Source organism: Streptomyces sp. NPDC001604 (genome assembly GCF_042893475.1).
In the GTDB taxonomy this organism is placed as follows: Bacteria; Actinomycetota; Actinomycetes; order Streptomycetales; family Streptomycetaceae; genus Streptomyces.
Genome location: NZ_JBIAUY010000001.1, coordinates 481,928 through 497,316 on the forward strand (window position 1 = coordinate 481,928; position 15,389 = coordinate 497,316).

At 69.8% G+C, this 15,389-nt stretch carries 18 protein-coding genes; 4 read left to right on the plus strand and 14 right to left on the minus strand.

Annotated elements, in window-relative coordinates; genetic code table 11:
• The first annotated feature begins 83 nt into the window (after positions 1 to 83).
• Positions 84 to 500 (plus strand): Fur family transcriptional regulator, encoded by a 417-nt coding sequence (locus ACFY1E_RS02265; RefSeq protein WP_389070372.1) that lies wholly within the window; start codon positions 84 to 86, stop codon positions 498 to 500.
• Between the two features lie 3 nt (positions 501 to 503).
• On the opposite strand, the gene ACFY1E_RS02270 is transcribed toward ACFY1E_RS02265, so the two are convergent.
• The 12 genes from ACFY1E_RS02270 to ACFY1E_RS02325 all read right to left on the minus strand — a co-directional run bounded on the left by ACFY1E_RS02270 (position 504) and on the right by ACFY1E_RS02325 (position 10,814).
• Positions 504 to 1,040, minus strand: a complete 537-nt coding sequence (locus ACFY1E_RS02270) for a YcxB family protein (RefSeq protein ID WP_389070374.1) — start codon at positions 1,038 to 1,040, stop codon at positions 504 to 506.
• 59 nt (positions 1,041 to 1,099) lie between these two features.
• Positions 1,100 to 1,948 (minus strand): isoprenyl transferase, encoded by an 849-nt coding sequence (locus ACFY1E_RS02275; protein ID WP_389070377.1) that lies wholly within the window; start codon positions 1,946 to 1,948, stop codon positions 1,100 to 1,102.
• Between the two features lie 23 nt (positions 1,949 to 1,971).
• Entirely contained in the window at positions 1,972 to 2,718 is a 747-nt protein-coding gene (recO, locus tag ACFY1E_RS02280; RefSeq protein ID WP_351470694.1) for a DNA repair protein RecO, read from the minus strand.
• The gene (locus ACFY1E_RS02285) at positions 2,718 to 2,846 is read right to left on the minus strand and encodes a hypothetical protein (protein ID WP_389070379.1); all 129 of its coding nucleotides are present in this window, start codon (positions 2,844 to 2,846) and stop codon (positions 2,718 to 2,720) included. Before ACFY1E_RS02285 ends, recO begins: the two co-directional genes overlap by 1 nt.
• A 77-nt stretch (positions 2,847 to 2,923) precedes the next feature.
• A complete protein-coding gene (locus tag ACFY1E_RS02290; protein WP_389070381.1) occupies positions 2,924 to 3,547 on the minus strand; it encodes a DUF1266 domain-containing protein in 624 nt (207 codons plus the stop codon).
• Positions 3,548 to 3,562: 15 nt separating this feature from the next.
• Positions 3,563 to 3,778 (minus strand): hypothetical protein, encoded by a 216-nt coding sequence (locus ACFY1E_RS02295; protein WP_030933991.1) that lies wholly within the window; start codon positions 3,776 to 3,778, stop codon positions 3,563 to 3,565.
• A 369-nt stretch (positions 3,779 to 4,147) separates the two neighbouring features.
• Positions 4,148 to 5,182 (minus strand): DUF6879 family protein, encoded by a 1,035-nt coding sequence (locus ACFY1E_RS02300; protein WP_389070384.1) that lies wholly within the window; start codon positions 5,180 to 5,182, stop codon positions 4,148 to 4,150.
• Between the two features lie 37 nt (positions 5,183 to 5,219).
• Positions 5,220 to 6,191 (minus strand): SCO2521 family protein, encoded by a 972-nt coding sequence (locus ACFY1E_RS02305; RefSeq protein WP_389070386.1) that lies wholly within the window; start codon positions 6,189 to 6,191, stop codon positions 5,220 to 5,222.
• A 1-nt stretch (position 6,192) separates the two neighbouring features.
• The gene (locus ACFY1E_RS02310; RefSeq protein ID WP_389070389.1) at positions 6,193 to 7,179 is read right to left on the minus strand and encodes an SCO2522 family protein; all 987 of its coding nucleotides are present in this window, start codon (positions 7,177 to 7,179) and stop codon (positions 6,193 to 6,195) included.
• The gene (locus ACFY1E_RS02315) at positions 7,176 to 8,093 is read right to left on the minus strand and encodes an SCO2523 family variant P-loop protein (protein WP_389070391.1); all 918 of its coding nucleotides are present in this window, start codon (positions 8,091 to 8,093) and stop codon (positions 7,176 to 7,178) included. The genes ACFY1E_RS02310 and ACFY1E_RS02315 overlap by 4 nt, the downstream gene beginning before the upstream one ends.
• 4 nt (positions 8,094 to 8,097) lie before the next feature.
• Positions 8,098 to 9,951 (minus strand): SCO2524 family protein, encoded by a 1,854-nt coding sequence (locus ACFY1E_RS02320; RefSeq protein ID WP_389070394.1) that lies wholly within the window; start codon positions 9,949 to 9,951, stop codon positions 8,098 to 8,100.
• 68 nt (positions 9,952 to 10,019) lie between these two features.
• On the minus strand, positions 10,020 to 10,814 hold the full coding sequence (locus ACFY1E_RS02325) for an SCO2525 family SAM-dependent methyltransferase (protein WP_389070396.1): 795 nt from the start codon (positions 10,812 to 10,814) through the stop codon (positions 10,020 to 10,022).
• Positions 10,815 to 11,090: 276 nt separating this feature from the next.
• Between ACFY1E_RS02325 and ACFY1E_RS02330 the strand changes: the two genes are divergently transcribed.
• Positions 11,091 to 11,591, plus strand: a complete 501-nt coding sequence (locus ACFY1E_RS02330) for a GNAT family N-acetyltransferase (RefSeq protein WP_389070399.1) — start codon at positions 11,091 to 11,093, stop codon at positions 11,589 to 11,591.
• Positions 11,592 to 11,619: 28 nt separating this feature from the next.
• Here the strand turns inward: ACFY1E_RS02330 and ACFY1E_RS02335 are convergent, their stop codons facing one another.
• Both ACFY1E_RS02335 and ACFY1E_RS02340 read right to left on the minus strand, forming a co-directional pair.
• Positions 11,620 to 12,282: a response regulator gene (locus ACFY1E_RS02335; RefSeq protein ID WP_389070402.1), complete on the minus strand. Its 663-nt coding sequence runs from the start codon at positions 12,280 to 12,282 to the stop codon at positions 11,620 to 11,622.
• Entirely contained in the window at positions 12,279 to 13,478 is a 1,200-nt protein-coding gene (locus ACFY1E_RS02340) for a sensor histidine kinase (RefSeq protein WP_389070404.1), read from the minus strand. Before ACFY1E_RS02340 ends, ACFY1E_RS02335 begins: the two co-directional genes overlap by 4 nt.
• Before the next feature lie 133 nt (positions 13,479 to 13,611).
• On the opposite strand from ACFY1E_RS02340, the gene ACFY1E_RS02345 reads away from it, so the two are divergent.
• Together ACFY1E_RS02345 and ACFY1E_RS02350 are read left to right on the plus strand one after the other, a co-directional pair.
• The gene (locus ACFY1E_RS02345; protein WP_389070407.1) at positions 13,612 to 14,526 is read left to right on the plus strand and encodes an ABC transporter ATP-binding protein; all 915 of its coding nucleotides are present in this window, start codon (positions 13,612 to 13,614) and stop codon (positions 14,524 to 14,526) included.
• Positions 14,523 to 15,353, plus strand: coding sequence for an ABC transporter permease (locus ACFY1E_RS02350; RefSeq protein WP_389070409.1), 831 nt, complete (start codon positions 14,523 to 14,525; stop codon positions 15,351 to 15,353). The genes ACFY1E_RS02345 and ACFY1E_RS02350 overlap by 4 nt, the downstream gene beginning before the upstream one ends.
• The last annotated feature ends 36 nt before the right edge of the window (positions 15,354 to 15,389 follow it).

Consider the following 15,389-nt stretch of genomic DNA (forward strand, 5'->3'; position numbering starts at 1 on the left):
GCCCGGAGGGCTGAGCACGGTCGCGGTCTCGACACCGGCACAAGGCGCCCCGCAGGCGATCGAGCCGAAAAGAGGAGGAACCGGTGACGACCGCTGGACCGCCCGTGAAGGGCCGCGCCACCCGGCAGCGTGCCGCTGTGGCGGCGGCGCTCGACGAGGTGGACGAGTTCCGCAGCGCGCAGGAACTCCACGACATGCTCAAGCACAAGGGCGACTCGGTCGGCCTGACCACGGTCTACCGCACCCTCCAGAACCTTGCCGACGCCGGCGAGGTCGACGTCCTGCGCACCTCCGACGGCGAGTCCGTCTACCGCCGCTGCTCCAGCGGTGAACACCACCACCACCTCGTCTGCCGCGTCTGCGGCAAGGCGGTCGAGGTCGAGGGCCCCGCCGTGGAGAAGTGGGCGGAGGCGATCGCGGCGGAGCACGGGTACGTCAACGTGGCGCACACCGTGGAGATCTTCGGTACCTGCGCGGAGTGCGCCTCCGCCGGGAACTGACGCTCAGACGCGGGTCAGGTTGCGGTCGAGGATCTCCCGCAGCCGGTCCGCGTCCGCGGGGCTCTGCAGGCCCCGCTTGGGCAGCACCGTGAAGCAACTGGCGTTCTTGTCGTCGCTGTAGGTGTAGAACGCGTCCTTGGTCTCCCGGTAGCGGGGCTGCGCGGCCCACTTGACCGACGTCGTGCTGTTGTCGTTGGTCATCGTCAGGCCGGTGTCCGCGACGCTCACGCGGTAGGTGCCGTTGCGGGCGGCGAGCTTGAGGAAGGCTCGGGCCTGGAGCCTGGGTGTGAGCAGGAACAGGGTGGCGACCAGCGGCAGCCAGATCAGCAGGAACCAGTCGGGGTCCTCCTTACCCGCCACCGCGAGCGAGGCCTTCAGCAGGAAGGCGAAGACCGTGAGGCCGATGGCCCATTTACGCACCCATCCCCGCCGCCGCAGTCCCTGGCGCACCCGCAGCGCCCCGACGAAGTCGTCCACCACCGGCTCGTACGCCAGCTCCACCACGCCCTGTTCGGCGTCCCGCCCCATGTCCATGACCATGAGGCGGGATCGTACAGGTGCTTTTCGGCCAGGAGATGACCAGCTCCCGGCCAGTCCCCTCAGGTGGCCGGGCCGCCCTGCATGTCCCGCTCCATGGCGAGCAGTTCCTCGTTCGGGACGGCGCCGCCGAAGCGGCGGTCGCGGGAGGCGAACTCGACACAGGCCCGCCACAGGTCGCGGCGGTCGAAGTCCGGCCACAGCACGTCCTGGAAGACCATCTCGGCGTATGCGCTCTGCCAGAGCAGGTAGTTGGAGGTGCGCTGTTCGCCGCTCGGCCGCAGGAACAGGTCCACGTCCGGCATGTCCGGGTAGTAGAGGTACTTGGCGAGGGTCTTCTCGTTGACCTTGGAGGGGTCGAGCCGCCCCGCCTTCACGTCCTCCGCCAGGGCCTGCGCGGCGTCGGCGATCTCGGCCCGCCCGCCGTAGTTCATGCAGAAGTACAGCGTCAGCTTGTCGTTGTCCTTCGTCTGCTCCTGCGCGACCTGGAGCTCCTTGGCGACCGACTTCCACAGCTTGGGCATACGGCCCACCCAGCGCACCCGGATGCCGAGTTCGTCGAGCTGGTCGCGGGTCTTGCGGATGAAGTCCCGGTTGAAGTTCATGAGGAAGCGGACCTCTTCGGGCGAGCGCTTCCAGTTCTCGGTGGAGAAGGCGTACAGCGAGATGTTGCCGACGCCCATCTCGACGGCGCCCTGCAGCACGTCCAGGACGCGCTCGGCGCCCACCTTGTGGCCCTCGGTGCGCGGCAGCCCGCGCTCCTTCGCCCACCGCCCGTTCCCGTCCATGACGATCGCCACATGGTTCGGGACCAGCTCGCCCGGCAGCTTCGGCGCGCGGGCGCCGGACGGGTGCGGCTCCGGTGCCCTGTACTCGCGGCGCTGGCGTCCCAGGATCCCGCGTACGACCATGTGCTTCTCGTCTCCTCTTCGGCTTACTTCTCTACGTAACGCAGCGAGCGCAGCCCGCGTTCCAGATGCCAGTGCAGATAGGCGGACACCAGCCCGCTCCCCTCCCTGACGTACCGCGGCTCGCACGCGTCCGCGGTCTCCCAGTCTCCCGTAAGCAGTGCGCCCAGCAGTTCCAGGGTCTGCGGCGAGGGTACGACGCTGCCGGCCACCCGGCAGTCGACGCAGACGGCTCCGCCGGAGGCCACCGAGAAGAACCGGTTCGGCCCGGGCATTCCGCACTTGGCGCAGTCGCTGAAGGTGGGGGCGTAGCCGTTGACGGCGAGGGAGCGCAGGAGGAAGGCGTCGAGGACGAGGTGCGGGGCGTGCTCGCCGCGGGCGAGGGTGCGCAGGGCGCCCACCAGCAGCAGGTACTGCTGCACCGCCGGCTCGCCCTCGTGGTCGGTGAACCGCTCGGCGGTCTCCAGCATGGCGGTCCCCGCGGTGTAGCGGGCGTAGTCGGCGACGATCCCGCCGCCGTACGGCGCGATGGTCTCGCTCTGCGTGCACAACGGCAGCCCGCGCCCGACCAGCTCACTCCCGCGCGCGAAGAACTGCACGTCGACATGGGAGAAGGGTTCGAGACGGGCGCCGAACTTGGACTTCGTACGCCGCACCCCACGCGCCACGGCCCGCACCCGGCCGTGACCACGGGTGAGCAAGGTGATGATGCGGTCGGCCTCACCGAGCTTCTGGGTGCGCAGCACGATGCCGTCGTCACGGAAGAGACTCATCACGCACCACCGGGGGTGTTCGGCCGGGGGCGCGGGGGGTGTCCCCCGCGGTGACGCAGCATGATCCGGTCCGCCTCACCCGGCTTCTGGGTGCGCAGCACGATGCCGTCGTCCCGGAACAGACTCATCGCCGGCCCCCGCAGGGTTCCGGTCGGCCTTCGTCGCGGAACAGACTCATGAGGTCCATTCTCCCGTACCGCCGGGCTCAGCGGGGACGGTCGGGGTGGCTGATGGTGTCCCAGGGGGCCAGGTTCCAGGGGCTGGTCCGGTTCGCCGGGTTCAGGAGGGCGCGCAGGTGGGCGTCGGCGGCCGACCGGGGGGCGGGGAAGGCCGCGTCCCGGGTGCCGCGCAGCCCGTCGCGCCACACGGCCCGCCCCAGCAGGCAGTGGTCGGCGTACTCCTGCCAGGAGGCGTACGTCCCCACGACTGCCGGCACGATGTTCTTGAGGGCGGTCCAGGCCTCGGCCTCGGTGATCATTCCGGCTCCGAAGCCGAGCCGGGTGATGTCGGCGTACAGGGCGGCGTCCCAGGCGAGCGGCGAGACGCCGAGGAGCTGCAGGGCCCGGGCGCGGTAGCCGCTGCGCGACAAGCCGTCCAGCCGGTCCGTCAGCCCGGCGCGCGAGGTGATCTCCCACTGCTCGGCCAGCCGGCTGCGGGCGCTGTCGTCATCGATCCGCGTGAACGGGTACAGAGTGGTCCGCGAGGCGCCGCGGTCCCGGCTGACCGGCGCGCTCAGCGACACCATCCACAGCTGGTGTGCCGTGAGCGGGTCGGGGTAGCGCCGCGCGGCCCGCGGCCTGCGCCATCTCCAGATGCTCGGCAGACTCATGCGCCCGCACCTTACTCAAGGCACTTCACCCCGGCTGCGGGCGTTGGCGTACGCGGTCGCCGCGCTCAGCCGCTCCGCCTGGGTGGCCCCGCGCACGGCGGCGGGATCGGCGTCCCACTCCCTGCCGCCCCCGTACGGTCTCAGTTGCACATACGGCCCTTCGTGCCCCATGACGATTCCCACCTTCCCAGTTCGCGTGTCCACGACATGAGTACCGACGGGCGGTTTCATTTCCTCTCCTTAACGACCGTAACGAACACGACTCATAATTGCGGGCACCGTGTTCGTTGCGCCTACAGCGTGCTCCCCTTTCCTTTTGAGTTTCACGCTTTTCGTCTCCGGCGTGGGCCGCTGCGCCTACACTCGGCTGGAGTCTGTGCTCCACAAGTGCAGGCCAGGGAGAGGCGGTTGGGCCATGGCCAATGCTTCGCACGCGTCACGGCTCGCAATCCGGGAGTTCGAGCAGGCCTTTCGAAAAGCCTCGGCCCGAAATCGCGATGCGCATTGACCAGGCCCTGCAAAAACCGACGGTATTTTCGATCGGTTGACGGAGTTCGACGGGGCGCGGGGCGCGACCGGCCGCCTATATGAAGAAAGCAGTCAGTCGGCCACCCGGCGCAGCCGCCGGCGGACGCTCCCCTGTTCCGGCTCGGGCTCGTGGTCCGGCTCAGTCGCCGCCCACAGCTCGTTGAACTGGCTGACGCGGTCCTCGACGTGCTCGCGCTTCATCCTCAGCATCGTCATGTCCGGCCGGACGTGATTGTCCGGCCGGGTCTCGTAGCACAGCTCCCCGTCGAAGATGATGTAGTCCATCACCGTGCCGCCCGGATCCAGCTGCGACTGCACGCCTATCCGCGCGTCGATGCCGTACCTGCGCTGCCGCGCGCAGAGTTGCTCGAGGGCTTCGGTGACCTCCTCCGGCTCGTCCACCAGGAACAGCCGCCGGACCTCCACCCCACGGGTCTTGATGGCCTTCTCCTGCGCGCTGAGATACCGCTTGGCGGGCTCGCTGGCCCAGAAGTCCCGGTCGACGGTGGTGCTCGTGGCGTAGAGGGTCTTCTTGACGCACAGGGCGAGGTCGATCAGCCACTCGTGGTTCTCGAACGACGAGTCCGCTCTTCCGCTGATGAGGTCCTCCATCAGCTCGGCGAGACGTTTCAGCTCCTCCTCGGCGAAGCTCTTGACGATCCCCGGCGCCTCGTCCCCGACCTGGGTGTACGCCTTGACCAGCCGGGTCACTTCCTCGGAGCGCAGCACGGAGCCGTCCACCTTGCTGAACAGCTCCGTCGCCTCGTTGATCTTGGCGAAGCTCTGGTCGACCGCGGTGCGCATCTCCGCGTGGTGATTGGCCAGGCTCCGCTTCATGTCGTCGATGTGGTGACGCTGGCTCTCCTCGACCACCTCCAGGCGCTCCCCGAAGTCCACGAGGTACTGGACGATCAGCGTGGCGCTGCCGAGGACGATGGACGCCACCCACTGCCAGATGTCGTTGTTGTCGCCGTTCAGCAGGATGGTCAGCAGGAAGGCGCCGCCCGCCGCCGACGCCGTGATCAGGATCTTCCAGAACAGCTTGGGTATGCCCTGCCGCTGCGGCCCCGCTCCGTGGTCCCCGGGCCCTAACGTCGCTCCGCTCATGTCTCTCCCCCGTCGGGTATGTGGTTGGTGCCGCCCCTCAGCTCGTGCTCAGTGCCTGGTGCAGCAGCGGTATGGCCTGGACGGCCAGTTGGTCCCGGATGCGCTGGACCAGGTTCTGCCACTGGCGTGTGAACCCCGGTTCCCGCTCCAGCACTTCCCACAGGTGGACCAGCGAGCGGTCCACCTGCGCGTGCGGCATCCACAGATGCAGCAGATGGTCGACGGCCGGGCGCAGCGCCTGGACCACGGCGCCCCCGTCCGCCGCGGCGAGCCGACTGCTGTCCAGCATGTGCACCACCGTCGTCAAAAGCCAGTCGTGCAGCGCGAGGTCCTCGCACAGACCCGCGGCCGCGGAGACCGGTGTGTCCTCCGGCAGCCGCAGCTCCACCGTCCGCAGCCCGTTCTCCGCCAGCGTGAACCGCGTCAGTTCCGCCCGTTCGCCCCCCGGGATCCGGCGGGCGGTCCAACGCAGGTGTGTGCGGCGGGACTTGAAGGGGACCTTGCGATCCAGGAGCGGGTGGCGCAGCAGCCGTGTCAGCAGGGACTCGGCGATCATCCCCAGGTCGAGTTCACCGCGCCCGGCGCCGCGCAGCACGCCTTCGGCGGTGGCCTGTTCGGGCAGCTTCCCGAACGGCTCGACCACCCCGGGCCGTACCAGATAGTGCCCCCAGGGGCGGCGCGTGTCGGGGCCCGCGGCCGGTGCGCTGAAGTACGCGGTGGACTGCAGCAGCCGGCCCTCGGTGAGCGCCACACGGGTGGCGACCGTGCCGACGGCCCGGACCTTGGCGCCGTTGGAGGTGGGCAGCCGGCAGTCCACCCCGGTCAGCACCTCCGGGGACAGGGCGTACAGGTTGGGCCGCTCGGAGACCCGGACGTGTTCGTCGGCGCGCAGCCTGAGCAGCTGGGCGGCGGCCCTGCCGTCCAGCGCCTGGAAGGACGGCAGCAGACAGGTGCGCACCTCACCACAGGCGAGGACCGGGCGCGCGGGCTGTCCGAGGGCCGTCGTCATGTCAGGGCCCCTCGTCGGCAAGGGCGCCCACGGGCTCCTCGTAGAAGACGTACGTCGCGCGCTGGGCGACCGCGGCCGGGACCGCGAGCCCCTCCCGGGCCGAGCGCTCGGCGACCTGCCTGAGCGCCCCGGAGTCGACCTCCGTCTGGTCGAGGATGAGCCGTACCGCGTCCTCGACGGCCAGGAAACGGTTCGGCATCAGGGTGCAGGTGCGGTAGGCGCTGAAGGCCGCGGCCCGCGGGTTGAGCTGGAGCAGGGGCGGCAGCCGGTCCCAGTCCTGCGGGAAGTCCTCGCCGTTCCAGGGGCGCGGGACGAGCACCGGCTCACCGAGGTGTCGTAACAGGCCCAGCCTGGCCAGCTGCCATACGGCGGCCAGGAACGGGCAGGACCACAGCCGCCGGCCGTCCTTCTCCGACCACAGCTCGACGTCCATGAAGACGGAGTGGTTGCGGGCCGCCGTCTCCTGGGGCGGCTCCCAGCCCTTGACCTCGCCCAGGGCGGCGCGCTTCGTGGTGGGGGTGCGCTGTCCGTTGGCGAGCCAGCCGGTCTGGCTGACGGAGGGGCGGGAGCCGTAGCTGCCCGGCGGCGGCGATTCGACCAGGCGGTGCATGACGGACTCGGCGAGTTCGATCCGGTCGGCGACCGCGCAGCCCGACTCGCGGGCCAGGTAGTCGATGACCAGGCCGGCCTTCTCGGCCTCCTTGAGGACCAGCGGGACGAGTTCGGCGGGGGTGGAGAAGCGCGTGAAGTAGTCGTCGACGAGGAAACAGGTGCTGATACGGGGGCGCTTGCCGCCGGTGCGGCGGGCGGCGGAGGCACGGGCGGCGTCCACCCACAGCCGCACCTCGGCGAAGTGCTCCCGCAGTCGCTCGGGGCCCGCCTCGAAGTCCTCCATGTAGAGGTGGCCCAGCTCCAGGGAGAGGTGGGACAGCGGCACGGACTGGGTGCGGAGCTCCGCCGTGGTCTCCCGGAAGACGGCCTCTGTCACGCCTGCTCCCAGTACTTGTCGTCGGTGAGCCGGGCGGCCAGCTGGTTCAGCGCCCGCCAGGTCTCCATGTTGGCGATCTGACTGTCGAGCACGTCCTCGTCGGTGATCAGCTGCTCACGCCACTGCAGGACCGGTTCGAGGGGAATGGAGCCGAGGACCTGGCTGTAGCCGATGCCGTGCGTGGAGGCGAGCTGCTTGAGGTCGCTGTCGGTCTTGCGCATCCACGCCGACTGGGTGGGCGAGACCTGCGACCACAGCGGCGACTCGGGATCGGGTACGGCGGCCCGGACGAAGCGGATGGCGCCGCGCAGCGCCTCCTCCTCGTGGCCGCGGTCGACACCGCCGGCGACGATGCCGCGCTCGCCGAAGACCAGGCTCGCGGCGGCCGCCACATGCTGGCGGGTCCAGCGGTGGAAGACCAGCCAGCGGGCGGTGATCTCCCGCATCTCGGGCTGCGCGGTGGCCTCCAGGACCATGTCGACGGCGTAGGAGCGGCCGGCGCTGAGGTCCACGACGACCAGGTCGAACTCGTAGTACAGCTTCATCAGCAGGTCGACGCAGAGCCGCACGTGGTCGCCGGTGGTGGCGAACTCGCCGCCGCCGACGTCGCCGGGCATCAGCACCAGCCGGCCGCAGCCGGGCGGCGGGTCGCGCAGCACCTGGTGCTCGGTGCCGGCCCAGACGTCGATGCGCTCCGGCTCGCCGACCTCCCCTATCAGGTAGGAGTGCAGGCCGCGGTCCTCGACGGCCGCGCGGGCGTCGGCCACGTCGAAGACGGCCGAGGCGGTGGGCGAGCCGAAGTCGAAGTCCAGGTAGCACACGTCGTCCCCGGCCAGCGCACGGTGGTAGGCGAGGTTGGCGCTGGTGACGGAGCGGCCCGTGCCCCCCTTGTCGGAGGCGGCGAAGATCAGCACGCGGTCACCGTCCCTGGGCCGCGGCTTCGCGAGCCCGGGTGAGCGCGTCGAGCTGTCCCAGCACGTCGAGCGCCAACGCGTAGGCGGTGCCCGGCTGTTGGTCCAGGAGGCTGCGGGCGCGGCGCAGCTTGACCTCGATGTTCCTGAGTTGCATGCCGTGCCGGCCGTCGTCGCTGGGCGCGGGTTCCATCTGTTCGTTGCCCAGGAGATGGGCGGACTCGCTGAGCAACGCCCCTGCCAGCTCGGTCAGTTCGAGGCTGCGTACCGGGGGCTGCCGGTACATCTGGTGGACCTGGACCATCACCTCGGCGACCCGCTCGGTGATGTTCCACGACACCGGCACCCGGCGCGGGACGATCTCCGCCTCGGGATAGGCGGCGTGGACGTAGTCCCACAGGCCGGTGCCCTCGCCCTCGCGGATACGGCGGCGCCACATGTGGTCGAAGACGTCCTCGGCGAGTCTGAGCAGCCGGTCGTGCGAGTCGAGGTTGCGGGAGAGCGCACGCAGCTGGATGGTCCGCTTCAGCAGCTGCGCCGAGAAGTCGTGCAGGGACCACACCATCGGCGGGCCGAGCCGCTCGCTGCCCTGCAGGGGCAGTTTGACGCCCGCGTTGTGCAGCTCGTAGACCGTGCGGTCGTCGCGGGTCATACGGCTGGTGATACGGCCGCGTTCGGCGAGGCGTTCCATGACGGTGACGGTGCGGGCCAGGTCGTCGTCGGTGGCCCGGCGCCGCATCAGGTCGTGGACGAGGATGGCGGCGACGGAGAGGGAGAAGTACTCGGACTCCAGTTCCTGTCCCGTCGTACGCCAGGGGATGTCCTCCAGGGGCCAGCGCTCGGCGTCGAAGCGGGCGATGCCGGACCAGTACTGCTGGGTCAGCTCCCAGCGCAGCCGGAGCGCCTCCGCGAGCTTCTGCTGTTCGGCGTTGAGCAGGCCCAGGGTGAGGGTGCGGTCGGAGAACAGGTCCTGGATGCCGTCGAGCGCCACCACGGTGAAGTAGAGATACGGCACCGGGTCGGCGGCGCCCTTGGGCTGCGGCCCGATGAGTTCGTCGGTCTCGACCTCGGGGGCGTCCTTCACCAGGCTCCACGACCAGCCGCACTCGAAGAACTGGTTCTCGTCCTTGAGGCCCGCCTGGACGTCGATGCCGAGGGTGAGGCTCTCCACGATCGCTGCGCGCAGCGCGCGGAAGCGGCTCTGGTACATGTTCAGCACCTGCCGCGGCGACAGCCGTCCCTGGCCGAGGAGTTCGACCAGGTTGCGGCCCTGGGCGGAGTCGGCGTCGAAGGCGTTGACGGTGAAGGAGCGCAGCAGGCTCACCATGGCGGCGGTGAGCCGGTTGCTGGTGGCCGAACGCAGCTCGGCGATCGTCTCCTGGATGTCGCTGCGTCTGGTCCTGGTCTCGTAGACCTTGAGGAAGCCGAGCGTGGCCAGGCAGAGGGTGATCGACATCGAGAAGGAGTCGACCACTCCGAGCTGGCGTTGTTCCTCGGTGGGCTCCCCCTGGGCCTTGTCCTGGGATCCGAAGTAGTAACCACCGGCGAAGGTGGGCCTCTTGTCCTCGCCGGTGTGGGTGCGCATGAAGTCGGACGCGGCCTTGACGAGGTTGGCCGGGAGGTCGAGCCGCCCGCCGGCCTTCCTCAGCGCCTGCTGGACGTCCTCCTGTGTGGTGTCCGGGTCGTCGAGCCGGAACGCGGGGATCTCCGTGGCCGGGTACAGCAGGCAGAGCAGCCGCTCGGCGTCGGCGACGCTGCTCTGTCCGCCCCACTCGCCCCAGGCCCACTGCTCCCGCTCGAAGGAGTGGCGGGCGATGGCCTGCCAGATGTCCAGCAAATGCTGGCGTGGCTTGATCTGCATCCCATGCCCCTCACACAGGCCGCACTGCCGTCATTTGAGGAATGACCCTTTTCTGTTGTGAAGATTTTTTATCCGGCCGGAATGCCTGCGTCCGTATTCCCTCGCCAACCGTAGGCCAGGATCATTCCCGAATACCCGTCGCGCACACCTGCCGCAGACTTGAGCCGCTGCACCTCGAAGTCGCGCGCGAATGGTGCGAGACTCGCGCGCACCTCGGGTTCGCCGACGTCACAGGCCGGGAAGAACTCCTCCCCGGCGTGATAGCCCTTCGAATGCTCCATGAAGGCGGCGGCGAAGGGAGCACCGGGGGCCAGGGCGCACATGAAGCGCCTCACCCCCAGGTCGAACTCCTGGCGGGAGGTGGTCATCGACTCGGCGACGAAGAACATGGTCCCGACCGACCAGCGCCCGCCGAAGCGCTCAAGCCCGAAGATGTTGCCCTGCTCGACCTTGACGACCTTGCGGAACCGGTCGCGGGGGTCCAAGTAGAGCGAGCCGTACGCCTCGTGCTCGCACAGGGCGTTCCAGAACGGGTCCCAGTTCTCGTCGTAGCCGTCCGTCTGGCGCTCGAGGTACTCCACGTTCGCGAACGAGTGCTCGAAGAGGGTGATCTCGTCGCACCAGGGCAGCATGGAGAGCGCGGGATAGAGATTCGCCCCGGCGCCCACGTCGATGCCGTAAACAGGTCCGACGCCCTGCTTCCGGAAATGAGCGCCGAAATGACCTCGGATGATATGCAGGATCTCCTCGTCCTCCGCCTGTAAGAAGCGGTAGTTGTGCCGAACGTAGGCGATCGGGTCGAATGAGTCCCAGGGCGCGTCCGCATTTTTCACCTGGGCATCCCCCGACGAGCTCAAGGTCATTTACCTACGGTACCAACACCGGAGGCCCTCCGGATCCCCCTGCGGTCAATGTCCCGAGAATTACGTCATGTCCCCGGCAGGGGGACGGGGCGCACTGGGGGCGCACCGTGGCGAATGCATTCCTGCGGCCTGATCCGGCCTTGAACGGCCGGATTGTCCCGCTCAAGATGGTCGGAACTCTGCCGAACACACCAGAAAGGCAGACAACAGGCGTCTCACCCGGACCACTCGTACGGGTGTCAACGCGCCCTTGACTCCCAACCCGCAGGGGGCGGCATGACGACTCTTCCAGAGAAACGTTTTCCTTCCACGGCCGACCGCGCCGACCGCCCCCTGACCATGAGGGGCGTCGTCGAGGCCGACCTGCCGGAACTGCACCGCGTCGACAGGGAGGCCTTCCCCGAGGAGCCGTACCACTACTTCGAGCTGCGCCAGAGCTACGACATCCACGGCGACCGCATCCTCGTCCTCGACGACGGCCAGAGCCTGCACGGCTACGTCCTGTTCGTCACCACCTCGGACGGCTATGTGAACTGGATCAAGAGCCTCGCCGTCACCCCCGAACTGCGCGGACGCGGGCTGGGTCGCCGGCTGATGGTCGAGGTGATACGCCGGTTGCGCACCGAGGGCGTCCACCAGGTCCGCCTGACGGTGGAACCGACGAACGCGGCCGCGATCACGCTCTACCAGTCCCTGGGCTTCTCGTTCGAGGGCGGGGTGCGCAAGGGCTACTTCGGGCCCGGGGAGGACCGGTTGATCATGACGTTGGGGCTGTGAGACAGAGGGATCAAGGAGACCGGCGGGATCAGGGGGACACCAGCCCCGCCTCGTAGGCCATGATCACCAGCTGGACCCGGTCCCGCGCGTCCAGCTTGGTGAGCAGGCGGGTGAGGTACGTCTTCGCCGTGGCCACGCTGATGCACAGCTCGGCGGCTATCTCGGCGTTGGACAGGCCGCTGCCGACCAGGATGAGGACCTCGCGTTCGCGGTCCGTGATGGCCTTCAACTCCCGCCGTTTGACGGTCTGTTCGGGCCGGGCGGCGAAGTCCTGGATCAGGCGGCGGGTCACGCTCGGCGCGATCAGCGCGTCGCCTGCCGCCACCACCCGTACCGCGCCGATGATGTCGTCCAGCGCCATGTCCTTGACCAGGAAGCCTGCCGCACCGGCGCGCAGCGCCCCGTACACGTACGCGTCGTCGTCGAAGGTGGTGAGGACGACCACCCGGACGTCGGCCTGGGTCTCCGTGATGCGGCGTGTCGCCTCGATGCCGTCCATCCCCGGCATGCGGATGTCCATCACCACCACGTCGGGGGCGAGTTCACCGGCCAGCCGTACCGCGTCCTTGCCCGTCGCCGCCTCGCCGACGACCTCCACGTCCTCGATGTCGGCCATGACCATGCTCAGTGCGGTGCGGATGAGTTCCTGGTCGTCGACGAGGAGGACCCGGACCGTCGGGGCAGCGGTCATCGGACGGACACCGGGAGCGGCAGACGGGCCGTCACACGGAAGCCGCCCTCGGGGCGCGGGGCCGCCGTGAACTCGCCGTGCAGCAGGGCCACCCGCTCGCGCATGCCGGCCAGACCGAACCCGGTGTCGGTCGAACTGCCCTGTCCCAGGCCGTCGTCGGTGATGTCCAGGGCGAGTTCCTCCTCGTCGCGGTAGTCGACGGTGACCCGGCATGCGCGTGTGCCCGCATGCCGTACGACGTTGGTGACCGACTCCTGGATGATCCGGAAGGCGGACAGGTCGATGTCGGGTGGGAGTCGGCGTGGTTCGCCGAGCCGGTGGACCTCCACCCGGACGCCCGCGGCCGTGGTCGTGGCCGCCAGTCGGTCGACGTCCGACAGGCCCGCGGGAGCGAGTTCCGGGTCCTGCCCGGTGTCGGCCGCGCGCAGTGCGACCAGCATGCGGCGCAGGCCCGCCAGGGTCTGGCGGCCCTCGTTCTCCACCGCCCGCATCGCCGCCAGGGCCGCCTCGGGATGCGCCGTCGCCACCCGGGAAGCCGCGCCCGCCTGGAGGGCGATGATCCCGATGCTGTGGGCGACGGTGTCGTGCATCTCGCGGGCGATGCGCAGCCGTTCGGCGGTGACCGCCTGGGCCGCATGCTCGGCGCTGAGGCGTTCGGCGTGCAGGCGGGACTGGTGCGCCGAGTTGCCGAGCAGCCAGACGATCACGGTGACCAGGGCGACGGCCAGTTCGGCGGAGGTGCCGGCGGGCCAGTGCCGCAGCATCCGTACGGCTATGTACGTGATCAGGGTGCCGATCGCCATGGCGAGGGCGATGAGGGCGATGCGCCGAGGGTGGGCGACCGCGACGAAGTACAGGACCACCATGGTCGTGAGGTACTGGTTCATCGGCAGCAGGTCGACGCCGAGGGTGGTCGTCTCGAAGACCCCGGCCAGGATCGCCAGAGTGGTCGCGAGGAACGGCCTGCGTTGCAGCAGCCGACCGGCCTGGAACGCCAACGCGGTCGACACCGCCAGGAACGACAGGCCGTCCCAGCGGTACAACTGGGCCGCCGGCCACTGGGACGGCACCGACTCGCCGGGCAGCCGGACGGTCGTCAGCAGAGTGAACAGCGTGCTCGCGGTCCACACGATCGCCGTCCACCCGGCCGGCGGCACGCGTTTGAGCAGGGGCGGCGGAGGCGAGGTGGCGGGCATGCCGTGATCGTAGGCGCCGGGCGCGGTGCGGTCATCGGACCGTGGACGTACAACCAGGGTCGACAGTCGCCTCGTACGAGTGTCAGCGTCCGGCCGATGCCCAGGGAGGGCCGCCCGCGCCACCGTGGTCGGCATGATCGAAGTCGAGCAGCTCACCAAGCGGTACGGCCCCACGACCGCCGTACGCGATCTGTCCTTCAGCGTCCGCCCCGGCCATGTCACGGGCTTCCTCGGCCCGAACGGCGCGGGCAAGACGACGACCCTGCGGATGCTGCTCGGGCTGATCGAGCCGAGCGCCGGTACCGCCACGATCAGCGGGCACTCCTTCCGCCGGCATCCGCGCGGGCTGCGGCACGTCGGTGCCCTGCTCGACGCCCATGACGTGCACGGCGGGCGCAGTGCGCGGGCGCATCTGCACGCGCTGGCCCGCAGCAACCGCATCCCGCGGGCGCGGGTGGACGAGGTGCTCGCCGAGGTGGGGCTCACCCAGGCTGCCGCCCGGCGCCGGGTCGGCTCCTTCTCGCTGGGCATGAAGCAGCGGCTCGGCATCGCGGCCGCGCTGCTCGGCGACCCGCCGGTGCTGCTGTTCGACGAGCCGCTCAACGGGCTCGACCCCGAAGGGGTGTTGTGGGTGCGCGGGCTGTTCCGCAGGCTCGCGCACGAAGGCCGTACCGTCTTCGTCTCCAGCCATCTGATGTCCGAGATGGAGAACACCGCGGACGAGCTGATCGTCATCGGCCGCGGGGAGCTCATCGCGGCCGAGAGCCTTGCCGAGTTCGCCGCGCGCGGCACGGCGCCGACGGTGACGGTGCGCTCGCCGCACGCGGGTGCCCTGGCCGCCGTACTGGAGTCGGAGGGTGCGGTGGTGGCGCCGTACGACGAGGAGACGCTGAAGGTGGACGGGACGAGCGCCGTCCGGGTCGGTGAGCTGGCGCACGAACACGGCTTCCTGCTCTGGGAGTTGACGACACAGGTGGCCTCGCTGGAGACGGCCTTCATGGAACTGACCGCCGACAGCGTCGAGTACGCGGCTGGAGAGAACCGATGACCACCCTCGCCCTGCCCGCCGCCCGCTTCACCGACCTGCTGGCCGCCGAGTGGATCAAACTGCGCTCCCTGCGCTCCACCTACTGGGCCTTCGGCTCCGGCGCTCTGGCCGTCGTCGGCTTCAACGCGAACGCGGCCCGCGCCGACTACGTCAACTATCCGCACTACGGCGGGCCGATCCGCGAGGACTTCGTGTACTGGGCGCTGCGGGACGCCTTCACCCAGGGCTCCGCCATGATCCTGGTGCTGGTGTGCGCGGGCATCGGCGCGATCACGGTCGTCGGGGAGTACGCGACGGGCCTGGTCCGTACGACGTTCACCGCCGTGCCGGACCGACGGGCCCTGATGGCGGCCAAGGTGGCGGTGCTCACGGCGGTCATGACGATGTACGGCGCGCTCCTGGCCGCCGCCTCGTACGCCTCCTCGCAGGCCATCCTCGACGGGCGGGGCCTGGGCGTGCCGATCGGCCATCCCGGCGCCTGGCGGGTGGTCGTGGCATCGGCCCTGCTCGCCCCGGTGTGTGCGCTGGTCGGCATGGGGCTGGGCGCGGTGATCCGGCACAGCGCCACGACGATGGTCCTGACGACGTTCGTCCTGCTGCTCCTGCCGTCCTTCGTCACGGACCGCTACCACTGGACGGCGTCGGTCCGCCACGCCCTTCCGTTCAACGCCTGGGCTCGGCTCGTGGACGTGGGGTACGGGCAGACCCGCTATGTGCTGGTCCCGAAGTATCCGGCCACCGTCGCGGGCGGGTGGGTCGTGTTCGCGGTGTGGGCGGCGGTCGCGGCCGTCGTGGCGGTGGTGGTCGTGGACCGGCGGGACGTATGAGAAACCCTGCGTACGGCCGGGGGTAAACCCCCCTGC

Excerpts from the sequence above, each read along its gene's own strand:
- ACFY1E_RS02325 (WP_389070396.1), bottom strand. The coding sequence starts at position 10,814 with ATGACCTTGAGCTCGTCGGGGGATGCCCAGGTGAAAAATGCGGACGCG.
- ACFY1E_RS02340 (WP_389070404.1), bottom strand. The coding sequence starts at position 13,478 with ATGCCCGCCACCTCGCCTCCGCCGCCCCTGCTCAAACGCGTGCCGCCG.
- ACFY1E_RS02345 (WP_389070407.1), top strand. The coding sequence starts at position 13,612 with ATGATCGAAGTCGAGCAGCTCACCAAGCGGTACGGCCCCACGACCGCC.
- recO (WP_351470694.1), bottom strand. The coding sequence starts at position 2,718 with ATGAGTCTCTTCCGTGACGACGGCATCGTGCTGCGCACCCAGAAGCTC.
- ACFY1E_RS02350 (WP_389070409.1), top strand. The coding sequence starts at position 14,523 with ATGACCACCCTCGCCCTGCCCGCCGCCCGCTTCACCGACCTGCTGGCC.
- ACFY1E_RS02330 (WP_389070399.1), top strand. The coding sequence starts at position 11,091 with ATGACGACTCTTCCAGAGAAACGTTTTCCTTCCACGGCCGACCGCGCC.
- ACFY1E_RS02305 (WP_389070386.1), bottom strand. The coding sequence starts at position 6,191 with ATGACGACGGCCCTCGGACAGCCCGCGCGCCCGGTCCTCGCCTGTGGT.
- ACFY1E_RS02295 (WP_030933991.1), bottom strand. The coding sequence starts at position 3,778 with ATGAAACCGCCCGTCGGTACTCATGTCGTGGACACGCGAACTGGGAAG.
- ACFY1E_RS02270 (WP_389070374.1), bottom strand. The coding sequence starts at position 1,040 with ATGGTCATGGACATGGGGCGGGACGCCGAACAGGGCGTGGTGGAGCTG.
- ACFY1E_RS02275 (WP_389070377.1), bottom strand. The coding sequence starts at position 1,948 with ATGGTCGTACGCGGGATCCTGGGACGCCAGCGCCGCGAGTACAGGGCA.
- ACFY1E_RS02335 (WP_389070402.1), bottom strand. The coding sequence starts at position 12,282 with ATGACCGCTGCCCCGACGGTCCGGGTCCTCCTCGTCGACGACCAGGAA.
- ACFY1E_RS02285 (WP_389070379.1), bottom strand. The coding sequence starts at position 2,846 with ATGAGTCTGTTCCGGGACGACGGCATCGTGCTGCGCACCCAGAAGCCG.
- ACFY1E_RS02320 (WP_389070394.1), bottom strand. The coding sequence starts at position 9,951 with ATGCAGATCAAGCCACGCCAGCATTTGCTGGACATCTGGCAGGCCATC.
- ACFY1E_RS02300 (WP_389070384.1), bottom strand. The coding sequence starts at position 5,182 with ATGAGCGGAGCGACGTTAGGGCCCGGGGACCACGGAGCGGGGCCGCAG.
- ACFY1E_RS02290 (WP_389070381.1), bottom strand. The coding sequence starts at position 3,547 with ATGAGTCTGCCGAGCATCTGGAGATGGCGCAGGCCGCGGGCCGCGCGG.